This window comes from Flavobacterium aquidurense, from assembly GCF_002217195.1.
In the GTDB taxonomy this organism is placed as follows: domain Bacteria; phylum Bacteroidota; class Bacteroidia; order Flavobacteriales; family Flavobacteriaceae; genus Flavobacterium; species Flavobacterium frigidimaris.
In genome coordinates this window covers 50806-73138 of record NZ_MUGR01000026.1, presented here as the reverse complement: position 1 = coordinate 73138, position 22333 = coordinate 50806, and the positions used below count along the sequence as shown (strand labels likewise).

Annotated in this window: 10 protein-coding genes; 3 read left to right on the top strand and 7 right to left on the bottom strand. The window is 36.5% G+C overall.

Features of this window, described 5'->3' with window-relative positions; all coding sequences use genetic code 11:
- Positions 1–33: 33 nt before the first annotated feature.
- Both B0A67_RS14225 and B0A67_RS14220 read right to left on the bottom strand, forming a co-directional pair.
- Positions 34–1962, bottom strand: a complete 1929-nt coding sequence (locus B0A67_RS14225; protein ID WP_072954056.1) for a glycoside hydrolase family 97 protein — start codon at positions 1960–1962, stop codon at positions 34–36.
- 257 nt (positions 1963–2219) lie between these two features.
- Positions 2220–3269 carry an aldose epimerase family protein gene (locus B0A67_RS14220; protein WP_072954059.1) on the bottom strand — a complete coding sequence of 350 codons (1050 nt, stop codon included), beginning with the start codon at positions 3267–3269 and terminating at the stop codon, positions 2220–2222.
- Between the two features lie 137 nt (positions 3270–3406).
- Between B0A67_RS14220 and B0A67_RS14215 the strand changes: the two genes are divergently transcribed.
- The 3 genes from B0A67_RS14215 to B0A67_RS14205 all read left to right on the top strand — a co-directional run bounded on the left by B0A67_RS14215 (position 3407) and on the right by B0A67_RS14205 (position 9183).
- Complete coding sequence (locus tag B0A67_RS14215) at positions 3407–4315, top strand: AraC family transcriptional regulator (protein ID WP_072954066.1); 909 nt, start codon at positions 3407–3409, stop codon at positions 4313–4315.
- Between the two features lie 128 nt (positions 4316–4443).
- Positions 4444–5853: a sugar porter family MFS transporter gene (locus B0A67_RS14210; RefSeq protein WP_072954069.1), complete on the top strand. Its 1410-nt coding sequence runs from the start codon at positions 4444–4446 to the stop codon at positions 5851–5853.
- Between the two features lie 18 nt (positions 5854–5871).
- Positions 5872–9183, top strand: a complete 3312-nt coding sequence (locus tag B0A67_RS14205) for a tetratricopeptide repeat protein (RefSeq protein WP_072954071.1) — start codon at positions 5872–5874, stop codon at positions 9181–9183.
- A gap of 373 nt (positions 9184–9556) precedes the next feature.
- On the opposite strand, the gene B0A67_RS14200 is transcribed toward B0A67_RS14205, so the two are convergent.
- The 5 genes from B0A67_RS14200 to B0A67_RS14180 form a co-directional block, all read right to left on the bottom strand.
- Positions 9557–11824: a GH92 family glycosyl hydrolase gene (locus B0A67_RS14200; RefSeq protein ID WP_072954074.1), complete on the bottom strand. Its 2268-nt coding sequence runs from the start codon at positions 11822–11824 to the stop codon at positions 9557–9559.
- 213 nt (positions 11825–12037) lie between these two features.
- A complete protein-coding gene (locus B0A67_RS14195) occupies positions 12038–14377 on the bottom strand; it encodes a glycoside hydrolase family 95 protein (protein WP_072954079.1) in 2340 nt (779 codons plus the stop codon).
- A gap of 206 nt (positions 14378–14583) precedes the next feature.
- Positions 14584–17523, bottom strand: a complete 2940-nt coding sequence (locus tag B0A67_RS14190) for a galactose-binding domain-containing protein (RefSeq protein WP_072954285.1) — start codon at positions 17521–17523, stop codon at positions 14584–14586.
- A gap of 198 nt (positions 17524–17721) precedes the next feature.
- The gene (locus tag B0A67_RS14185; RefSeq protein WP_089069544.1) at positions 17722–19251 is read right to left on the bottom strand and encodes a RagB/SusD family nutrient uptake outer membrane protein; all 1530 of its coding nucleotides are present in this window, start codon (positions 19249–19251) and stop codon (positions 17722–17724) included.
- A gap of 32 nt (positions 19252–19283) precedes the next feature.
- A complete protein-coding gene (locus B0A67_RS14180; protein WP_072954292.1) occupies positions 19284–22307 on the bottom strand; it encodes a SusC/RagA family TonB-linked outer membrane protein in 3024 nt (1007 codons plus the stop codon).
- Positions 22308–22333 lie beyond the last annotated feature (26 nt).

Below are 22333 nucleotides of genomic sequence, written 5' to 3'. Positions count from 1 at the left end.
CGGTTAAATATCCCAACAATTAAAAAAGTCGTATTACTTTATAAATTGAATAATAAATCCGCCTTTAGGAGCTAAATTATATTCCCATTTTGAAGTTAAAGGATACGTTTCAACTTTAAAATCCATTAAAGCATCTTTCCCTTCAGAGATAATTCTGAATTTTGAAAAACCTTTACCGTATTTTTTAAGATCTATTGAAATTGGCTCTGCTGCATTTGTACCATTTATCCCAACAATATAAGAAAGATTGTCTTTCTGACGTGATAAAACAATCGTTTTCCCAGGATCTGCAATTATATATTCTGTTTTATCCCAGGTTGCAGGCATCTCTTTCAATAAATTCTTAAGTGCATCAGGAAGTGAATTAAAAACCTCCTCAGAATCAGCAAAATGAATAATACCTGAGGTATAAATCATCGCCATCGCCAGCTCGTGTGTTGCAGTATTTAAACGTGTGTATTTTCTAAAAGTCAATGCAAACGGTGTATAATCAGCAGGTCCTGCTACGTTTCTTGTAAAAGGCAATACTGTATTTTGTTCTGCTGCTTTTTCCGGAAATCCTGGCTCATAAAAATAACTTTCGGTTCCTAAAATAGCTTCTGCCGTTACAAAATTAGGCCATGTTCTGTGCCAGCCCCTTGGTATTGTTGTACCGTGTAAATTTACCAATAAATGCTCTTTGGCGGCATCTTCAAAAACACCTTGCAGCGCTGCCATAACCTCTTGACGATCCGAACACCAAAAGTCTATTTTAACGCCTTTTACGCCCATATTTGCCAGTTCCTTAAACCTATTTTTTCTTTTTTGCGAATCAAAATATTCTGCCGAATATCCCCAAACTAATGGCTGAACTCCTTTTGACAAAGCATAATCAATAATTTTTCCTTCCTTATTGGCTTTTTCCCATCCGGCATCAAAAAGTGTGTATCTGAATCCAAACGAAGCCGAAACATCCGTAAACTTATTATACATCTCTGGCGTAAAATCTTCAGGATGTGACCACCAAGACCAGGCTGCTTTTCCGGGAACGATCCAGGAAGTATCTTCAATTTTTGAGGCTGGAGCCAAATCGGTAATCATAGTCGATAATAAAATATCTCCTGCTTTATCACCAATCATGATCACTCTCCAAGGCATTGTCCATGGTAAATTTGATTCTGGATAAGCTTCTTTATCCGGTAAAGGCAGGGTAAATTTTTCGTCTTTTTTAGCAAATCCTATACTGTAAATTCCATTCTTAGCATCCGGTAATAAATGACAGCCCGGAAATGTGCCATCTGCTTCTGATTCTGCAATCAGCACCCAGTTTTTAGTACCATTTACATTAAAAAGCGCTGGCATACACCAACCCACAGATTCATTTCGTGCGCCACTTATTGGATCACCAGACTTGACATTAACATAAAAATCTTCATAACCCGGCGTATAATCTCCTGCCTTATTATACGGCTGAAGCCAGCCTTTTGCATTTTGTTCGATATGAAATCCTGTAATTTCATTGGTAACCACTCTCTTTTGTGGCTCTTTGTCAGTGAATTTATATCTAAAAGCAACGCCTTCAGCACCCGCAATTAAATCTATTGTCATTAAAGCACCTTGCTTGTTTTTGAATGTTACGCTTTTACTTTTAAAGACATGATCTGCGACTTTATTATTAGCCACTTTAAGCTCATATTTTTCACGTTTTTCTTCAATAGCTGAAACTTTTACAACCGATAAACCTGATGTAAAATCATTGTTTTCAAAAGTCAAACCAAGCGGAGAATCCAAAATTATGGTTTTATCCTTGCGGGTAACATTATAAGACAGCTTTCCTCTTTCTGCTAAAGACAATTCAATTTTATTGAGATTGTCTTTTGACTTCAGAGAAAGTCCTTCATTTTGTGCTTTAACGCTTACCTGTGCAAAAAATAGTGCAGGTATCAGCAAACTTAAAGAGCGATGAATAAACATTTTTTTCATTTATATAGTTTTTAAAGTTTAGTGGTTTGTAAAGTTTTTTAGCAAAATTTTTCAGCCACGAATTCACGAATCAGTCCGAATTAATTTGTGAAAATTTGTGCAATTTATGGTAGAAAAAAACATTTTAATCCTTATAATCTGTAGCAAAAAAATTACAGAGAACATTCTTTTTAGCAAAGTTTTCTAGCCACGAATTCACGAACTAACACGAATTAATTTGTGAAAATTTGTGCAATTCGTGGCGAAAAAAAATCATTTTAATCTTCATAATCTGTGGCATATTTTGGAATCATAATATCAAAAGCATATGTAATCGTTTCATTATAAATCTGTCCTGCTTTGAATATGGTATTGGGGAAATTGGCATGATTAGGACTATCCGGATAATATTGGCATTCTAAACAAAGTCCGTCAAAAGGCTTGTATTTTTTTGAATGTTCGCCAATTGTTGTGCTGTTTAAATAATCTCCCGTGTACAATTGCACGCCCGGATATGAGGTATAAACACGCATTAATCGTTCTGATTTTTCTTCGAACAATTCGCAGACCGCATTTTCATTGGCCACATTTCTATCAAAAACATAATAGATATTCAATCCGTTATTTTGCATTACATCGGTTAGTTTATAATTAAAAAACAAATAATCATCAGCCGGAATTATTTCTCCCGTCGGAATATATTCCGGTGTGCTTTCGAGAATTTTAGTCGACTGAATATTAAGTTTATGATGGTGTATTTTTTCGGCGCAGGCCGATAAATTAAAATAGGAATGATTGGTAAAATTGAGCGGTGTTGGTTCATCGGCTACAGCCAAAAATTCAATTTTAAGTTCGTTTTTATCCGTCCATTTATAAATGATTTTTGTGCTTACATTTCCGGGAAAACCGCCTTCTTCATTTTTGCTTTCTAAAGTAAAAGCCACCGAATCTTCGTTTACAATAAAATCAAATATCTTGTTATTAAATCCTGCCGAACCGCTATGATTGTTGTTTTTACCGTCATTTTTATCGAGATGAAAAGTTTTATTTTCGATTGAAAACTCGGCATTATTGATTCTGTTGGCAAAACGTCCAACTGTTGCTCCTATATAAGAAGTATCTTTTAAATATCCGTCTAAAGTTGGAAATCCAAGAACTACATTTTCTTTATTTCCATTTTTATCAGGCACTACTATGGATTTTACTACGGCTCCATAATTAAGCAGTTCAACGTAATTTCCGTGAACATTAGTTAGTTTGAATTTAAAGATTTCTTTGCCATCACAAACCCCAAAAGGTTCGTATACAATCTTATTAATAGGATTCATATTGTTTTAAAAAAGAGATTGAAAACATCATTGTTATTCTAATGTTTCAAATGTAATCCTGATTATTTTCATCAAAATGGACATTTTTTCTAAAAACATGGATTAAATTACGATATTTGAAAAATACTCTCAACAAAATGAAGAATTCATCACAAAAGGAAAAGATAAAAGTTAAAGAAGGCTTTTTAGGACAGCGCATGATTGTGATTCCTAAAAATATACTTTCGGAAATAAAAAATAACGGACTTATATCAAGTTTGTATTTTACCGATATTGGCGTTTTCCCAAATGCAAGCCATCACTCGATGAAACGTAAACACGGAAGCAAACAATATATATTGATTTATTGTTATAAAGGTGAAGGCATTATTAGTAAAGAAAATAAAACCATAACGCTCAAAGCGAATACCTTTTATATAATACCTCCCGAAGTGGCGCATGATTATTATGCTTTAAAACAAAATCCGTGGAGTATTTACTGGCTGCATTTTACCGGACCGCAAGCACCACATTTCTATGAAAAATTCATCACCGAATTTCCGGACACCGCGCCCCAATTATCGCTGGAAGAAAGACGTATCGAACTTTTTGAAAACATACTCGATGTTATGGAAGACGGCTACAGTGCCAGTAATCTTGAATATGCCAATCTCTCTTTGTGGCAATTACTGAACGCTTTTTTATATGAGCGATTTTTCATTAAAAAAAACAGGCAATTTTCAGAGGATAATACTATTGAGTCCGCAATTGACTATATGAAAAAGCATTTGGATTTATCCTTAAAAATCAATGATGTGGCGGCTTATTTCAACTACTCATCATCGCACTTCTTTACCTTGTTTAAGAAGCAAACAGGCTACTCTCCTATACATTATTTCAATTACTTAAAAATGCAAAAAGCCTGTCAGTATCTCAGCTTTACCACTATGAGCATAAAGGAAATAAGCTTTGCTTTGGGGTTTAATGATCCGTTGTATTTCTCTCGTTTATTCAAAAAAATAATGAGTACATCACCCATACAATATCGCACTGAATACAAGCAGTAGCGCAATTGTTTTCGTATTTTAGGATAAAGCACAAAAAAATCATATTATAGTCCATCTATTCAAAAAAAATATCCATAAATCAAAGGTTCCTATTCCGCTAATTTTACAAAAGCTATTAAAACCTTTTTATGAAAAATTATAATTATACCTTTTTACTATCAATTAGCCTTGTCGCAGCATTGGGTGGTTTACTCTTTGGTTACGACTGGGTTGTAATAGGTGGTGCAAAACCATTTTACGAAATTTATTTTGGCATTTCAGATTCTCCTGCTTTACAAGGCTGGGCAATGAGTAGTGCACTTGTGGGCTGTGTTGCTGGAGCAGCCGCTGCCGGAAAACTGGCAGATACTTACGGAAGACGTCCTATGTTGATCGCTGCCGCAGTATTATTCTCTATATCGGCGATAGGTACCGGAGCGTCAGAAACTTTTACGATCTTTATTATCTGGAGAATCATTGGCGGTATCGGAATTGGGATCGCATCTACAATTTCTCCCTTATATATTGCTGAAATCGCGCCACAAGAAACCCGAGGCCTTTTTGTATCGATCAATCAACTTACCGTCGTTATTGGTATTCTTGCCGCACAAATCACGAATATGTTGATTACCGAAGTTATTCCGGCTGGTTATTCTCACGCTGAAATTCTGGCTTCATGGAACGGACAAACGGGTTGGAGATGGATGTTTTGGGCAGGATTTTTCCCCGCAGTTCTCTTCTTTATTCTAATGTTTTTAATTCCGGAAAGCCCGAGATATTTGGCCAAAAAAGGAAATTATGATTCGGCAGAAAATACACTTACAAAAATTGGAGGTTTGGCATACGCCAAAGAAGCTTCGGTAAAAATAAAAGAAACGTTCTCTCATGAAACAGAGAAAACCGATTTCAGAATGTTACTAGACAAAAAAGCTTTACCAATTCTAACAATTGGGATTGTTCTCGCTGCTTTCCAACAATGGTGCGGGATCAATATCATTTTCAACTACGCTCAGGAAATCTTTGTTTCGGCGGGTTACAGCATCAATGATTTGTTCATGAATATTGTGATTACCGGAAGTATCAACCTGATTTTTACGTTGGTTGCCATGGGAACTGTAGACAAAATTGGCCGTAAAAAGTTAATGCTTTTTGGTTCCGGCGCACTTGCCGTAATCTATGCATTATTGGGTTATTTTTACTATACCAATGTTACCGGTTTCCCTTTATTATTACTGGTATTACTAGCCATTGCTATCTATGCCATGTCCCTCGCTCCTATTACCTGGGTGATTTTATCTGAAATTTTCCCTAACAGAATCCGTGGTGTTGCGATGTCTGTAGCCACATTTGCACTCTGGATCGCCTCTGCACTTTTAGTACAAACATTCCCTATTTTCAACGAATATCTGGGTACATCAGGCACTTTCTGGTTGTACGGTATTATCTGTGCCTTAGGATTTGTGTTTGTATTTAGAAAACTTCCTGAAACCAAAAACAAAAGTCTCGAAGAGATTGAGGAACTGATGGTTTCTGATAAAAAATCAAAGAATATTCTATAATTTAAATTTCATTACATCATGCAAAAAGTAAATGTTTGGAAGGAAAAAATAATCCTGCAAACCTATGAGGTGGGCAAACCTGAAAAAAATCCTGTATTTATTGAGAAAAGAGTGTATCAGGGAAGTAACGGATCTGTATACCCTTATCCGGTTATTGAAAAAATAGCAGACGAAAAAATGGATAAAGAATATCAGGCGGTTTATCTTGAAAATGAATTTGTCAAAATAATGATCCTGCCAGAACTTGGCGGACGTGTTCATATGGCTTATGATAAAACCAAAGAACGTCATTTTGTGTATTACAATCAGGTGGTGAAACCGGCTTTGGTAGGACTTACAGGCCCTTGGATTTCGGGAGGAATTGAGTTCAACTGGCCACAACACCACAGACCAACGACTTTTGATCCTGTTGATTTTACGATTGAAGAACACGAAGACGGAAGTGCAACAGTTTGGTGCAGCGAAGTCGAGCGTATGTTTAGAACAAAAGGTATGGCGGGTTTCCGATTGTATCCTGACAAAGCGTATCTGGAAATTAAAGTACAATTGTATAACAGAACCTCTTTCCCGCAAACCTTTTTATGGTGGGCCAACCCTGCCGTTAAGGTAAATGATGATTATCAGTCGGTTTTTCCACCAGATGTAAATGCTGTTTTTGATCATGGTAAACGTGATGTTTCGTCATTCCCTATTGCAAAAGGAACGTATTATAAAGTCGATTATTCGCCGGGAACTGATATTTCCCGTTATAAAAATATTCCGGTTCCAACGTCGTATATGGCGATTGCATCCAAATATAATTTTGTCGGCGGCTACGAAAATGATTCAAAAGGCGGATTATTACACGTCGCCAATCATCATGTTTCTCCGGGAAAAAAACAATGGACTTGGGGTCACGGCGATTTTGGTTGCGCCTGGGATCGTAACCTGACCGATGAAGATGGTCCATACATAGAATTAATGTGTGGTGTTTACACCGATAATCAGCCTGATTTTACCTGGATTATGCCGGGTGAACAGAAAGATTTTACGCAGTATTTTATGCCCTATCGTGATTTGGGAATTGTAAAAAATGCGACCAAAAATGCTATGGTAAATCTGGAAAGTATCGACAACAAATTAGTGATAAAAGCGTATACAACGGGCGTTTATCCGAATACAAAAGTTACTTTAAAGAATAATGGAAATGTTTTACTCCAAAAACAATACGATGCTTCACCTTACAATTCATTTGAAGAAACGATTGATTTTGAGAATACTTCTTTAGAAGGATTATCGATTTCAGTAACTGATGCTGATGATAAAGTTTTGGTAGACTGGACGTATGAAGGTCCAAATGAAGCCGAAATTCCGGAAGCTGCAAAACCTGCTCTTGCTCCCGAAGATATTGAGAATAATGAACAATTGTTCCTGACAGCGCAACATTTAGAACAATACAGACACGCGACTTACAGCCCGGTTCCGTATTATGAAGAAGCCATAAAACGTGATGCAGGAGATATTCGCTCGAATAATGCAATGGGATTGTGGTTGATGCGAAGAGCAAAATTTACAGAAGCTGAGCCTTATTTTAGAGCAGCTATCAAAACATTGACACAAAGAAATCCAAATCCGTATGAAGGTGAAGCATATTTCAATCTGGGATTGTGTCTGAAATATCAGAATAAGAATCAAGAAGCTTATGATGCTTTTTACAAGTCAACGTGGAATGCGGCCTGGCAAAATCAGGGCTATTTTTATGTAGGGCAATTGGATGCTTTAAACGGTGATTTTGAATTGGCATTAACCCACATCAAAAAAGCAATTTCTAAAAATACCGAAGATCATAAAGCATTGCATTTGCAAGTGGCTTTTCTTCGAAAGTTAAATCAAACAGAAAAAGCGCTTCAATTGACGAATACTTATTTAGAAAATGATTGCTTCAATTTTGGGTTGCTTTACGAGAAATACCTTTTAAGCAATGACAAAAAAGAGCTGAAATATTTCAACACTCTGATCAGAAATAATATTCATACGTATATAGAATATGCTTTGGATTATGCTGCTGCTGGTTTATATAAGGAAGCTGTAAGTTTATTATCTGAAGGATTAAAAGACGAAGAAACCTATCCAATTGCGTGGTATTATGCAGGTTCTTTTTATGAGAAATTAAATGATTTCGGTCAAGCCGAAGAATGCTTCAAAATGGCTTCTCAGGCAAAACCGGACTATTGTTTCCCAAATCAGATTGAAGCTGCAATAGTACTTCAAAACGTGATTCAGAAGCAAAGTAATGATGCGAAAGCGTTGTATTATTTAGGCAACTTTTGGTACGCTTCAAAATTCTATGATGATGCGATTTCTTGCTGGGCACAATCTGTTGCGATAGACGATACTTTCCCAACTGTGCACCGTAATTTGGCTTTGGGGTATTATAACAAACTAGAAAACGAACAAAAAGCACTTGCAAGTTTAGAGAAAGCATTCTCGTTAGACTTGACTGATTCAAGAATTTTAATGGAACTGGATCAATTGTACAAACGTTTGAACAGGGATTTGGTTTTCAGACTGGCTTTCTTAGAAAAACATTTAGAATTGGTGATTCAGCGTGATGATGTTTATTTAGAAAGAGTGGCTTTGTACAACCTTTTAGGTAAACACGATAAAGCCCTAACCTTATTACAAAACCGAATTTTCCATCCGTGGGAAGGCGGCGAAGGAAAAGTGAGCGGACAATATCTGGTTGCTTTAACCGAAATTGCCAAACAACAAATCTCAGAAGGAAATTACGAAAAAGCCATAGAACTTTTGGAACAAGCACAAAGGTATCCTGATAATTTAGGCGAAGGAAAACTACCGGGCGCTCAGGAAAATGATATTTATTATTGGTTGGGTGTTGCTTTCGAAAAGAAAAACAATCCTGAACAAGCTAAAAACTGGTGGAACAAAGCAACGCAGGGATTAGATGAACCAACGGCAGCGATTTTCTATAACGATCAGCAACCGGATAAAATATTCTATCAGGGCTTGGCTTTCTTAAAATTAGACCAACAATCTGAAGCGGATAAACGTTTTGAAAAATTAGTCGCTTACGCTAAAAAACACCTCAACGATCATGTTACAATCGACTATTTTGCAGTATCGCTTCCGGATCTTATGATTTGGGAAGATGATTTAGACAAACGAAATAAAATTCACTGTTTGTACATGCAGGGATTAGGGCTTTTAGGTTTGGATAAAAAAGCGGAAGCTGAGGAAGTTTTTGAAAGTGTTTTATCTGAAGAGAAAAGCCATTCAGGAGTTACAATACATTTGTCTTTATTGAAGAATGAAGAATCCATTTCTGTTTAAGTTAGTAGTTTAAATATTAGACCTGAGAGGTTTAGAAAAACTATCAGGTCTTTGGAAACAAAAAAGGTTTGATGATTAATTTCATCAAACCTTTTTTTATTGTCATAATGTTATTATTCTTAGAATGGAATATGGCACGCGGATAAAAAACGGATTTTTTATTTTACTCATAATTTACGCAATCTTGTCATCTCGACGAAGGAGAGATCACACTCGTAGATCGACAAAGATTGGCGATTTTGCATGCGGAATTTCTTGTGTGATCCTTCGTTCCTCAGGATGACAAAATAATACGCACAAATAGTAAAAAAAATCAGCTAGAATCCGTTTAATCCGCGTAATCCGTGGCTAATTTTTCTCATCAAAATTCAAATTACTCAATCGGTCTGTCTTCCAATTTCGTTCCCCATTTCTTATTCGGTTTAGATGCCATAACAAATTCTAAAGTTCCTCCGGCATCAATATCCGCTTGACGAATAAATGTTTTGGTGTACGTTTTACCGTTTAGTTTGGCACTTTGGATGTAAATATTTTTATCAGAAACATTCTTTGCTATAACTTTAAAAGCCTTTCCATCTTTCAACTGAATCGATGCTTCTTTTAGAATTGGGGTTCCAATAATATACAAACTACTTGCAGGATTTACAGGATAAAATCCCATTGCACTAAAAACATACCAAGCCGAAAGCTCCCCGCAATCATCATTTCCGGAATAACCGGATGAAGTTGTATTGTACATTTTCTTCAAAATCTCTGCTACATATTGTTGGGTTTTCCAGGGTTGACCTGCATAATTGTAGAGATAAGCAATGTGATGACTTGGTTCGTTTCCGTGTGCATATTGACCAATGAAACCTGAAGCGTTGTCGTTTACTTCTTCTGGTTTGTCTTCTAAGGTGAAAAAAGTATCTAGTTTTTTGGTAAATAAATGATCTCCTCCAACTAAATTCACCAATCCTTTTACATCTTGCGGAACATACCAAAAGTACTGCCAGCCATTTCCTTCCGTAAACGGATAACCGCCATTTGCCCCATATTTTAAAGGATCGAAAGGGCCAATCCAATTGCCTTTATCGTCTTTTGCTCTGAAGAAACCAATTTGTTTATCGTATAGATTTTTATAGAATTGAGAACGTTTTATAAAATGATTGCAATCATCAGTTTTACCTAATTTCTTTGCCAATTCTGCCACACACCAATCATCATACGCCATTTCTAAAGTCAAAGAAACTGATTGTGATTTTAAATTCTCCGGAATATAACCGTGCTTTTCCCAAATACCAAATGGCGATCCCTGATGTTCACGTGTTGCTGAGTTCTTTACGGCTTCAAAAGCCAAATCGACATCAATTCTGGGTAAGTTTTTCAGCACAGCATCCACCACAACCGGAATGGCGTGATTGCCAATCATACAATAATTTTCCTGTCCCCATAATTGCCAGATGGGTAAATAACCAAAGACTGTGTAATACGCCAGCATACTATTCACAAAATCAACAGAACGTTCCGGTTGCGTAATCGTATATAATGGATGTGCGCCACGATACGTATCCCACAAAGAGAAAGTGGAATAATACGGTTTGGATGCATTTTTGGTGGTAAAATCTGCAGCCGGATAATCACCACTGATATCTGATAAAGTGTTGGGCTGAATAAATGTGTGATACAAAGCGGTGTAGAAAATCTGCTTTTGCTCTGCTGTAGCTTCTATTTTTATTTTGCTGAGTTCTTTCTCCCACACAGCATCTGCGGTATTTACGGTTGCATTAAAATCCCAGGCAGGAATTTCATATTCTACATTAAGTCTTGCATTTTCGATACTGGTTGCGGAGATTCCCACTTTTACCAAAACTTCTTGTTGTTTTAACGTATCAAAATCTAGAATGGCTCTTATTGCATTTCCGTTTACTATTTTGGCATTCTCATACACATTTCCGCCATCGGTTACGTGATTACGAATTATTGGCTGTGAAAATTCGGCATGAAAAAATACTTTTCGCATTGGTGCCCAACCTGTAATGATACGATATCCTTCAATCGTATGATCATTCGGAAATGACAATTGTGAGGCAATAATACGCGTATTCCAATCGGATTTTTTCATCGAATGCTCTAAGTCAATCACGATATGGGCTTCTTTATTTTTAGGAAAACTATATTTATGAAAACCGGCGTGCGCAGTCGCCGTCAGTTCTGCCTTTATTTGATAATCCTGAAGTTCTACACTATAATAACCCGGTTTTGCAGTTTCTTTATCATGTGAAAATTTGGATTGATAAGCATTTTGCCCCGCTTCTTCTTTCACTATTGGACCACTAAAAGGCATCAACATAACATCGAATAATTCAGCAACACCAGTTCCGTTTAAATGTGTGTGGCTAAAACCTGCAATGGTGGTGTCGTTATAATTATAACCGCTGGCGACACTCCAATCAGGTGTGTTGCGTGTATCGGGACTCAATTGCACCATCCCAAACGGTACCGTTGCTCCGGGATAATTATTTCCCGAAAGTGGTGATCCGTGTGCGGCTCCTGTACCTATAAACGGATTTACGTGTGAAGTGATTTTATCGGCATTTTGTGCTCCGAGCACTATTGAACTTAGTAAAGTCCCAAAGAGTATTATTTTATTTATTTTCATTGTATAGAATTTAATGAAATATGTTTTTTTGAATAGATTTCAGCTTTAGCTGGAGATCAAAAGAGTCGAATATAAAAATGGCTTTAGTCGAAATACGCTAAGATTTCGGCTAAAGCCATATTATTTATCATTTTATTAACCCCCAGCTAAAGCTGAGGGCTATTCATATATTAGACCTAACAGGTTTTTAAAACCTGTCAGGTCTAATTGCTATTACAATTTAGACGAAGTAATTTCTTTTAATTCTCCGTTCACCTTCACTTTTACTTTTGTTGGTACAGGAGATAACACTTCATATTTCGTTATTTTACCTTTTTCCCATTTGATGTTTACGGTAAAATTTCCTTCTGCTTTAAGCCCTTTTACTTCACCTTCGTTTAACCAGGCATCCGGCATTGCAGGCAATAATTCTATAAATCCGGCATGACTTTGAATCAACATTTCGCCAATTCCGGCAGCTGCACCAAAATTTCCATCAATTTGAAACGGTGGACCTGCAGAAAGTAAATTGGCATATACACCACCACCAGGGCCATAATTAATATTGGTATCATGTGTTTGTCTAAGTATTGTCTTAAATAATTTATAAGCTCTGTTTCCATCTTTTAAACGAGCCCAAAACAGCATTTTGTAGGCAATTGACCAGCTTGTTCCGTCATCTCCTCTTACTTCAAGAGTTTTTTTAATTGCGTCTACAAGTTCTGGTTTGTTTTCAGGAGTAATCAAAGATCCCGGATATAAACCATATAAATGAGAAATATGACGGTGTTGGGGATCTTCTTCTTTATAATCTTTTAACCATTCCATAATTCTTCCGTCAGGGCTAACAACTCCCGGAGGCGGTAATAATTTTAATTGTTTGTCTAATTCAATACTTAAATCATTATCCAATCCTAGTTTTTTAGATGCTATTATCACATTATTAAACAATTCGCGAATAATTTGATTGTCTATTGTAGGTCCCATACAAACGTGAGACGCATCGCCATTTGGTAATAAAAATGAGTTTTCCGGCGATACAGATGGCGAAGTTACCAACCATCCTGTTTCAGGATCTTTTACCAACATATTTTTATAAAATTGTGCTGCACCTTTTAAAATTGGGTAAATTTCAGCTAAATAAGCCTGATCATTGGTATACAAATAATGGCTCCATAAATTGTTGCACAACCAGCCTGATCCTGATTTTGTGATTCCCCATGAAGCACTTTCGCCTGGTTCTGTAAAGCCCCAAACGTTTGTGATTACGTGTGCCACCCAACCGTCAGCATTATAATAAGCTTTGGCTGTTTTTTCTCCATTAGGCATAAGATCTTTAGTCAAATCTTTTAGAGGAAGATTCAATTCGGATAAATTGGCTGTCTCTAATGCCCAGTGATTCATCTGCACATTTACATCCAGATGATAATCGGAATTCCATGGCGTTTGTACTTCTTTTGCCCATAATCCCTGCAAGTTTGGCGGCAACAATCCTAATCTCGTGCTGCTAATACTCAAATAACGGCCGTATTGATAAAACAAAACAGGAAGTCCCTTATCTGCATCTGGTTCTTTGATAAAAGTATCTAAACGCTCATTGGTTGGTAGTGTTTTCTTTGCCGTTTTTCCTAAATTTAAAGTCACACGATTGAACAACTTTTGGTAGTTTTCAATATGTATTTTCTTCTGATCCTGATATTCCTTTTGCATCGCTGCATCCAGAATTTTATCTACAGATGATTCGAAGTTTTTATCTTTATAATCTGTTCCGGCAGAAATAAAAATCACGACTTCTGTAGCATTTTTTATTTCAATTTTATTGTTAGTGTATAAAGCATTTCCATCTACTTGCTGAGTTTTTACTTTTGCTTTATATTTCATTCCTTTTCCGTTAGTTCCGTTGTTAAGCTGACCGGTCATAACAAGCGAATTATCAGAACTATTTACGGTTTTAAAACGTTCCGGTCGATCTAACTGAACGGTAAAATTTAATTTCCCTTTTTTGCTTGCTGTCAATCTGATAAAAGAAGCATCATCGCCAAATCCTGTAAAATATTCACGCTTATAGGTTACGCCGTCAATAGTAAACTGAGTTCCGGCAACTGCGGTTTGAATGTCCAGATTTCTGCTGTAATTAATCGGTTTTGACTGGGTATTATAATCAAATTGAAGCGTCATATTTCCCAAAACCTGATAGGCTCCAAATGGTACATCAGCTCCATTTCCGCTTCCGGAACCCGCTCCTGTACAGATAAAATGCTCATCAATTAGTTTTTGGGCTTCTTTGTTTTTATTGGCTAATAACAATTCTCTAATCTGAGGTAGAAAAGAATATGCTTTGTAATTGTTGGCATCTTGCGGGCCTCCGCTCCATAAGGTAATTTCATTCAAAACCAATTTTTCGGTTGTCACTCCACCATCAGGCATAATTCCTAATCTGCCATTTCCTAATGGCAATGTTTCTTCCCATTGAGAAGCGGGTTTGGTATACCACAATTCTAACGGATTGCTTTGCGAATAGCCTAAAAAAGGCAATAGTATAAAAAGCAGTGCTTTCAACTTTTTAATGTTCATAGTTGTTGTTTTTAGTTGTTTTTTTTGCCACTCCCGATAGCTATCGGGATAAAAAGATTGGAAATGATTTTTAATCTATAACACATTGGTATTAAATTCTCGTATACAGTTCGTTTCAACTAAACCTGAGAGGTTTATGTTGATAATATTTTGGGTTTTTAAGCATACCTAACAGGTTTTGGAAACCTGTTAGGATAAAATCTTTTTTATTTATTATAAGGAACAGCTTTTATAACTGGCTTTTCTCCGTTTTTCAAAAGTGTTTCGTCAAAGTCTATAGTCACTTCTTTGCTTTCTCCTTTTAATAAGGTAAAATAACTATCGCTTATAATTGCCGGTAAAATCTGAGATCCTGTTTTGTCATTCAATGCCTGGATGTGAACTCCAAAAGCAATTCCTGACGGGCTTGAAACTTTGGCTTTTATAACATATTTCCCGTTTTGTTTTACCACTTTACTCGAAACATTTACGTTTACTTTTGGCAGTTTGTTCAGTTCGGTGAAATCTTTCATATTGATTCCTCTCCAATAAAAATTCTCGCTTACTGTTTTGTTTTGTGCATCTTTTAATTTTAATCGGATAAAATGTACCGGACTCAAATCTGAAGTATTGGCATCGGCACCAAAAACCTTGAAATCATAAAGTGAATATCCCCAGCCAGAACCGCGTTTTATGCCTAACATTCTAACGTAACGTGCTTTTGTTTCATCAAACGAAATAGTTTCAAGACCTTGTTTTCCTTCTGTTATAACACTTGCATCTGTCCAGTTTTTGGCATCGGTACTTACCTGAATTTTATATTCTTTTCCAAAGGCATTTTCCCAGTTTAAAACTACTCTGTTTATAGTATATTCGTTTTCAAGATCTACATAAATCCATTCATTATCAGTAGCATTACTTGCCCAACGGCTGTTTGAATCTCCATCAGTAATGTCTCTGGTATTTCCTCCATCTGTCGAAGAAGCGATTGCATTTTTCTGAAAAGCAAGATCTTTTTGATTCGAGTAAAACGGAATCACGAAACTCTCTGTTGCTGTATTTGAATACGAATCTATCGTTGCATTTTGCTTGAATTTGGCAACTGATTTTCCATCCATATTATAGACTTCTGATTCGGCTTTCAGATTCTTAAAATCAGTTCCGGTAGTATTGATTACTTTAACCGAATTATTTACTGAATTCCACTGAATGTGCATTGGTTCACAAGCTGATTTTACGCCCCAATAAGCTCCTGTCAAATCATAGTAATAATCATAAGTTTGCCAAACCATACTAGGATAGGAAGATTGGCTCATCCAGATCATAATACCCGAAGCATCTTCCCACATGTGGTCTAACCAGCCTTCGTACATGGCTTTATTGGTTTCGATATTTAGTAATTGGGCTTTTGTGGTATATTCTTCGAGGTTATTTGGTTTTCCGTAACGTTCATTGATACTTTTATCATAATTATCGGGCGAAGCGTTAAAAGCTTTTTCTCCAAAAAAATGTTTGTTCCACATCTCATTTCGTGGCCACCAGTCTTTTTCAGGAATAAATTTCTTAAAACTTTCAATGTTAGGAAAAACGGCTGTACCCATTTCGGTTCTTAAACCCCAACTTGGGCCATCTCCCGTTCCTACATAAGCCGCAGGGTATTTGGTAAAATAAAACCTCGGATCTTTATTGCCCCAAAGTCCGCTGCCGCTTAGATTGCCTGTGTTTGAACAAGGCTGATAATATCTGTCGTTATTATCAAAAGTTTTGATATTTTCAGCAATCCAGCCGTTAAGCGGAGGCTGTGGCAATCCTTCATTATTTCCGCACCAGATGGCGATACTGGCGTGATTTCGAACTCGTTTTATTTTCTCAATAACATTGCTGTTAAAAACGTGAATGTCTAAGGGTAAGTTTGGATTTGCATTTAGCCAAAAATCATCCCAAACCATGATACCATATTTGTCGCAGGCTTCATAGAATTCATCATCTGTAGTTGAACCCAGCCAGTTACGAATGATATTATAATTCATTTCTTTGTGCAGTTTCACTTTAAGATCGTATTCGTCTCCTCTGCAGCGCAGCATATATTCGCTCATTCCCCAATTTCCACCTTTAAGGAATACTCTTTTCCCGTTGATCGAAATATGCAGAACACCTCCTTCTGTATCATAGGTATATTTCTTGATTCCGAAGGTTATTTTTTGAGCATCTGAAACTACATCGCCAATTTTGAAAGTAAACTGACAGCTATACAGATTAGGGTCTCCATAACCATTTGGCCACCATAATTTAGGATTCTGAATCGAAAGTTCCGGAAACTGTTCTTTGTTTAATTTTACATTTGTAATTGCGTTTGCTTCGAGACTGATTTTTTTCGAAAAAGTAATATTTCCCGGCATTATCACGCCTGTCAGAACACCTTCCTGGTTTTGTGCCGAAGAATTTTTAAGATCTATCTTTACTTCAAGGTCCGCACGTGCATTAGAAGGCAAATTAGTATGAATCCAGGGATCTGCAATTGTAACTTTATTTGTGTTGCTGAGATAAACATCATCTGTAATTCCGGAATTTAATCCCGGTACATAAGGCATCCAGTCCCAGCCCGCACTTGAAATATAAGTTGGACTTCCGTAATTATTTAAAGGTGTTTTTGGAATACTGACCAAAACTGCCAATACGTTTTTTTCTGTGCGATGCACTAATTTGGTAATGTCAAATTTACCGCGCTGCATCATTCCGCTAAGCGTTGCCAATTTTTTTCCGTTAAGGTAAATATCACCTTCGCGATTGATTCCTTCAAAATTAAGCCAGATAATATCTTTTGTAAAATTTTCGGGAACACTAAATTCTGTGCGGTACCAAAAACTGCGATCGTATTTTGCTTTTTCTACCTGATAGATATTATCCCCAAAATTGGGGTCTTTCTCTAATCCGCTTACTACATACGAGTTAAAAATGGTTCCCGGGACAACGGCATTTACCCAATTTGTCTGTGTATAATTTGAGGTGAACATTTTAAGACTGTCCTGCCCTACTTCTGCTTGTGGTTTTACCTTCCAAACGATATCGGTAGAATTTAAACTTACTTTGTTTTGTGAAAAAACACTAAAGGAAAAAGCATTTAAAACCAATAAATATATATAAATCTGAATAGTATTAAACTTCATATTGTTACCTGATTGGTTTACAAATTTTGTAAACATTAAAAAAAAAGAATGCCATCTTGGACTAAGTTTTTTCTAACAGAAAACTCCCTAAGTACTGTTATTACCTAAATCCAAAATGGCATTACAAATCAAACTGTGACTAACCAAAATCACATGACCAAAAAATAAAAAATTACATTAAAACTGTCTTAATTGATATTAATAACCAGGATTCTGATCCGCATCGCTGATATCATCGTTGAGCTGAATCTCTACCAAAGGAATTGGATATCTGTTGTGGAATTCTGCAATAGTACCGCTTTCAGCAGTCCATTTGTTGCGTGCTTTTACGTATTGCACCAATTTTCCTGAACGAATAAGATCCATTCTTCTCCAGCCTTCAAAAGCTAATTCACGCATGCGCTCATCCAGCATCTGCTCTTTGAATTGTTCTTTCGAAAGTCCGCTCCACTCCATTCCTGCAGGCAAAGTTCCTCCAAAACCACGTTTACGAACCTGATTTACATATCCTTCTGCATCAGGAGTATTTCCTAATTCGTTCAGACATTCTGCATAACAAAGCAATACATCTGAATAACGGATATACGGTTTGTTTTTACCTGAATTCCAAAAAGATTGTTTTCCGTCGATACGGATATCTTCGTATTTTTTTACGTGAGGATCTAGCTCATCACCACCAAAACCTGACGGAATTGTTGGTACAATACCTTTATAAGTAAAATCATAACGGATACTGGCATCTTTACGTTTATCTCCTGTTTCCCAGATTCCTCCTGTTGTCTTGTCATTATAACAATACTTTGTAGGCACTAACAAGTCATACCCTCCAAAATAAGCGTACTGATCTATATTTGCTAATGCTCTTGATCCTGTTTGCCATTGTATCTGATTGTTGTCCGGATAATCATTGGTAAACTGAAACTCGTAAATTGACTCTGAAGAATTGGCGTGATCCGGGCTAAAAACATCTGCATAATTTGCCAATAGATTATATTTTCCGGAGTTTATAACTTTAGCAAAAGATTCTTTTGCTAAATTATAATCACGTGCCCCTGAAGCTTCCGGCGCATATAAATATACTTTACCCAATAATGCCTGAGCAAGATATTTTACAGGAAAAGAGGGATTTTTTTGTGTAAGCGGCAAGTTTTCTTCTGCTACTTTAAGATCATTGATAATAAAAGCATAAACATCTTTTAACGGTTGTCTGGCATGACCTAATTCTTTGCTGCGCGTCTCATCAAGAATTGGAATTTCTCCCCAATACTGAGTCAGCTCAAACATAATAGTAGCTCTGATAAAACTGGCTTCTCCTAATAATATTTTTCTTTTTTCAACATCAGGTTCTGTATTATTATTCAATGCAAATACGGCTTTAGCAGCAGTACTGACCACTGGCCAGCGAGAATCCCATTGTTCTGCCAATGCAGTATTTTCTTTAGACAGGAACCCATTATAATAATCTAATCCGGCTTGTCCGGGAGTTGTCATTACCTGAAGTGCACCTTGTTGTGTTTCATCAGTTCCTAATTGAAACATTAATCCTCCCCTGTCTTTTTGTATGTTTCTCCATGAGATATACATACCTAAAACAATCGGATCTATATTTTTTAAGGTCGAAAAAGCCTGTTCTTCTGTAAGAGAAGTATTTGGATCCTGCTCTAAAAAATCGGAACAGGAAGCAAAAAGCATTACGAATGCCATTGCTGTTAAAATTTTTATTTTCATAATTGTATTTTTAATTATTGCCAAAACAATTGTTATAATGAAACATTCAGTCCTAAAACAAACATTCTTGAGTTAGGATATCCATCTCCTCCTTCAGGATCGTAGCCTTTGTATTTTGTGATCGTAAATAAATTAGATCCTGTCACGTACAAACGCAGATTTTGAAGGTATACTTTTTCTAAAAACAGACTTGGTAAATTGTAGGATAATGTAAGTGCATTCAAACGCAAGAAAGATGAATTCTGGATCGCTAATGACGTTTCGTAGGTATTGAATCTTCCTCCGCCATAATATGCTCGTGGTACATTTGTATTTGTGTGTTCCGGTGTCCAACGGTCTAAAAGATCCGTATGAGCAGCGCTCATTCCGCCTGAATTCATATAACTTTCATAAGCAGAGCTGATTTTTTTTCCTCCATAAGAATAAGCGAAAACCGCATTCAATCCAAAACCTCTGTAAGTAAAATCAGTTGCAAACCCTCCGTAAAAATCAGGATCTGTATTTCCTACTACATAACGGTCATTATCATCGATTTTACCATCTTTATTTCTGTCAACAGGAACAAGATCTCCGGGTTTAACGGTTCTTCCTCCAAAATCAATTTTGCTGATTTCGGCCATATCAGCTGTCTGGGCGATTTTGTCGAACTGATAAACGTAGATCGAATTGATTGATTTTCCAACGAATAAGTTTCCTTCTCTTTGAATTTCAACTCCAGTCCATCCGCCTTTTTTATAAATCACATCTGCACCACCATATAATTTGGTGATTTTATTTTTTGCTGATGAAATATTTCCTGAAATATCCCAAGACAAATCATTTTCTTTTAAGATTTTATAATTGGCACTAAATTCAACTCCTTTGTTGACCATTGTACCCACATTATCTATCATGTTTTTGAAACCTGAAACAGTAGATAATGTTCTTTCCATCAGCAAATTCTCATTTGTGGTATTAAAATAATCCACAGTTACAGACAATCTATTGTTCTCGGAGGCAAAATCTAAACCTACATTCAATTGTTTTTGTTTTTCCCATTGTAAATCAGGATTACCCAAACGTCCGTCTGATCTTAAGATTGCTGTTCCGCTAGTGTATTGTGGTCTGTATTGGCTTACATAGGCATAGTTTGGAATATTCTGATTTCCGGCAATACCGTAACTTCCGCGTAATTTTAATAATTTGACAGCTTCTACAGATTGTAAAAATTCTTTAGCAACATCCCAGCCTAAAGCCACAGAAGGAAAAGTTCCCCATTTGTTGTTGCCTCCAAAACGAGAAGAACCATCTAAACGTGTGGTAACAGTTGCAAAGTATTTTTTATCATAAGAATAATTTAATCTTCCGGTATAAGACATTAATGTTGTCGTTATAAAATCAGATTTAAGCGTGAAATTATTTTTTTGCGAAGCACCGTCTAAGTACATATAAGTAAAGTCATCAGAAGCAAAGCCTCTTGCGGTAACTTCTGAGTTGTTATTGGTGTTTTTCTGAATAGAGAAAGCTCCAAGTGCATTAAAATCATGTTTACCAACTACTTTATTATACGTTACTGTATTATCCCACTGGTAATTTAACTCACTATATCTGTAGTGATTTGCTTCACCGCTTGCAGAATTTCTGATAGATTGTCCTGTATCTGATGGATAATATTTAAAGTTAGCCTGATCAATTACATCAATAGAAAAAGTAGTTCTGAAATTTAAACCTTCTGCAGCTTTAATATTTAAATAATTGCTTGACATCAAACGGTTTTTCGTACTATTATCATCGATAGTTAAACTTCTGATCGGATTGTAAGCATCTGAATTTAACGCATCTCCGTATTTCAAATAGGTTGCAGTCGGATCAATTGGCAATAACGGGTTCGCTCCTAAAGCATTAGGAAAAGCACTATCATTGATATAAGTCGCCTTGCTATTCGAAAAAGTAGTATTTGTACCTACCTGAAGCCATGTTTTTACATCTTGTGTCAGGTTGATTTTACCGTTGTATCTTTTAAAGGAAGAATTTTTAAGTAAACCGTCCTGATCAGCATAATTGAAACTCATAAAGTAAGAACCTTTATCACCTCCGCCTGAAAACGAAAGGTTATAATTCGTCTGTACTCCGGTACGCTTGATCTCATCTAACCAATTGTAACTTTTACCGTTTCTGTAAGAGTCTAACTCATAAGGCGCAAATACTTTAGAACCATCTGATTTAATTTGGTTCACGTAAGCTGCACGATCTGCAGTCGGGTTCTGATCCATGTATTGATTTGCAAAAGCATCAACTCTAAGGTCAAATAATTGCTGACCGTTCATTAATGGTAACATTTTACTGAACTCAGACAGTCCAACCCAGGTATCAAAGTTGACTTTACCTTCTCCTTTTGTTCCTTTTTTGGTCGTAATAACCACAACTCCGTTTGCTCCTCTCGCTCCGTAAATTGCAGTAGAAGAAGCATCTTTTAAGATATCAACATTCGCAATATCATTTGGGTTTATAGATTCAAATCCACCATCGATGATAAGACCATCGACTACAAATATTGGATTTGTTCCATATTGTATAGAGTTGTTTCCTCTAATTTTAATGTTACCGCTTCCTCCAGGTGTGGGACTTTGTGTAACATAAACCCCGGAAGCACGTCCCTGCAATGCCTGAACCACATTGGCCGTGGGCGTTTCGGTTAATTTATCACCTGAAACATTTCCTACAGCACCGGTAAGGTCGCTTCTTTTTACCTTGGCACCTACAATAACGATTTCATTTAGTTCCTGTGAACTTGGTTTTAAAGCCGCGTTTACAACTGCACTATTAGCAGGAATACTTTGTGGATTGAATCCTATGAAACTGAATTCTAAGGATGATCCTGATTTAACATTGTTTAATTTGTAACTTCCGTCTATGTCCGTTACGGTTGAATTTTGTGTGCCTTTTACAATTACTGTGGCACCGGGCAGTGGTAAATTTTCATTATCTGTAACTTTACCGGTGATGGTTTGGGAATAAAGTGTACCGGCGGACATCATAACTACTAACAAGCATAAATATCTTATTGCAATTCTCATAATGATTTGGTTTTTAGTTAATAAAA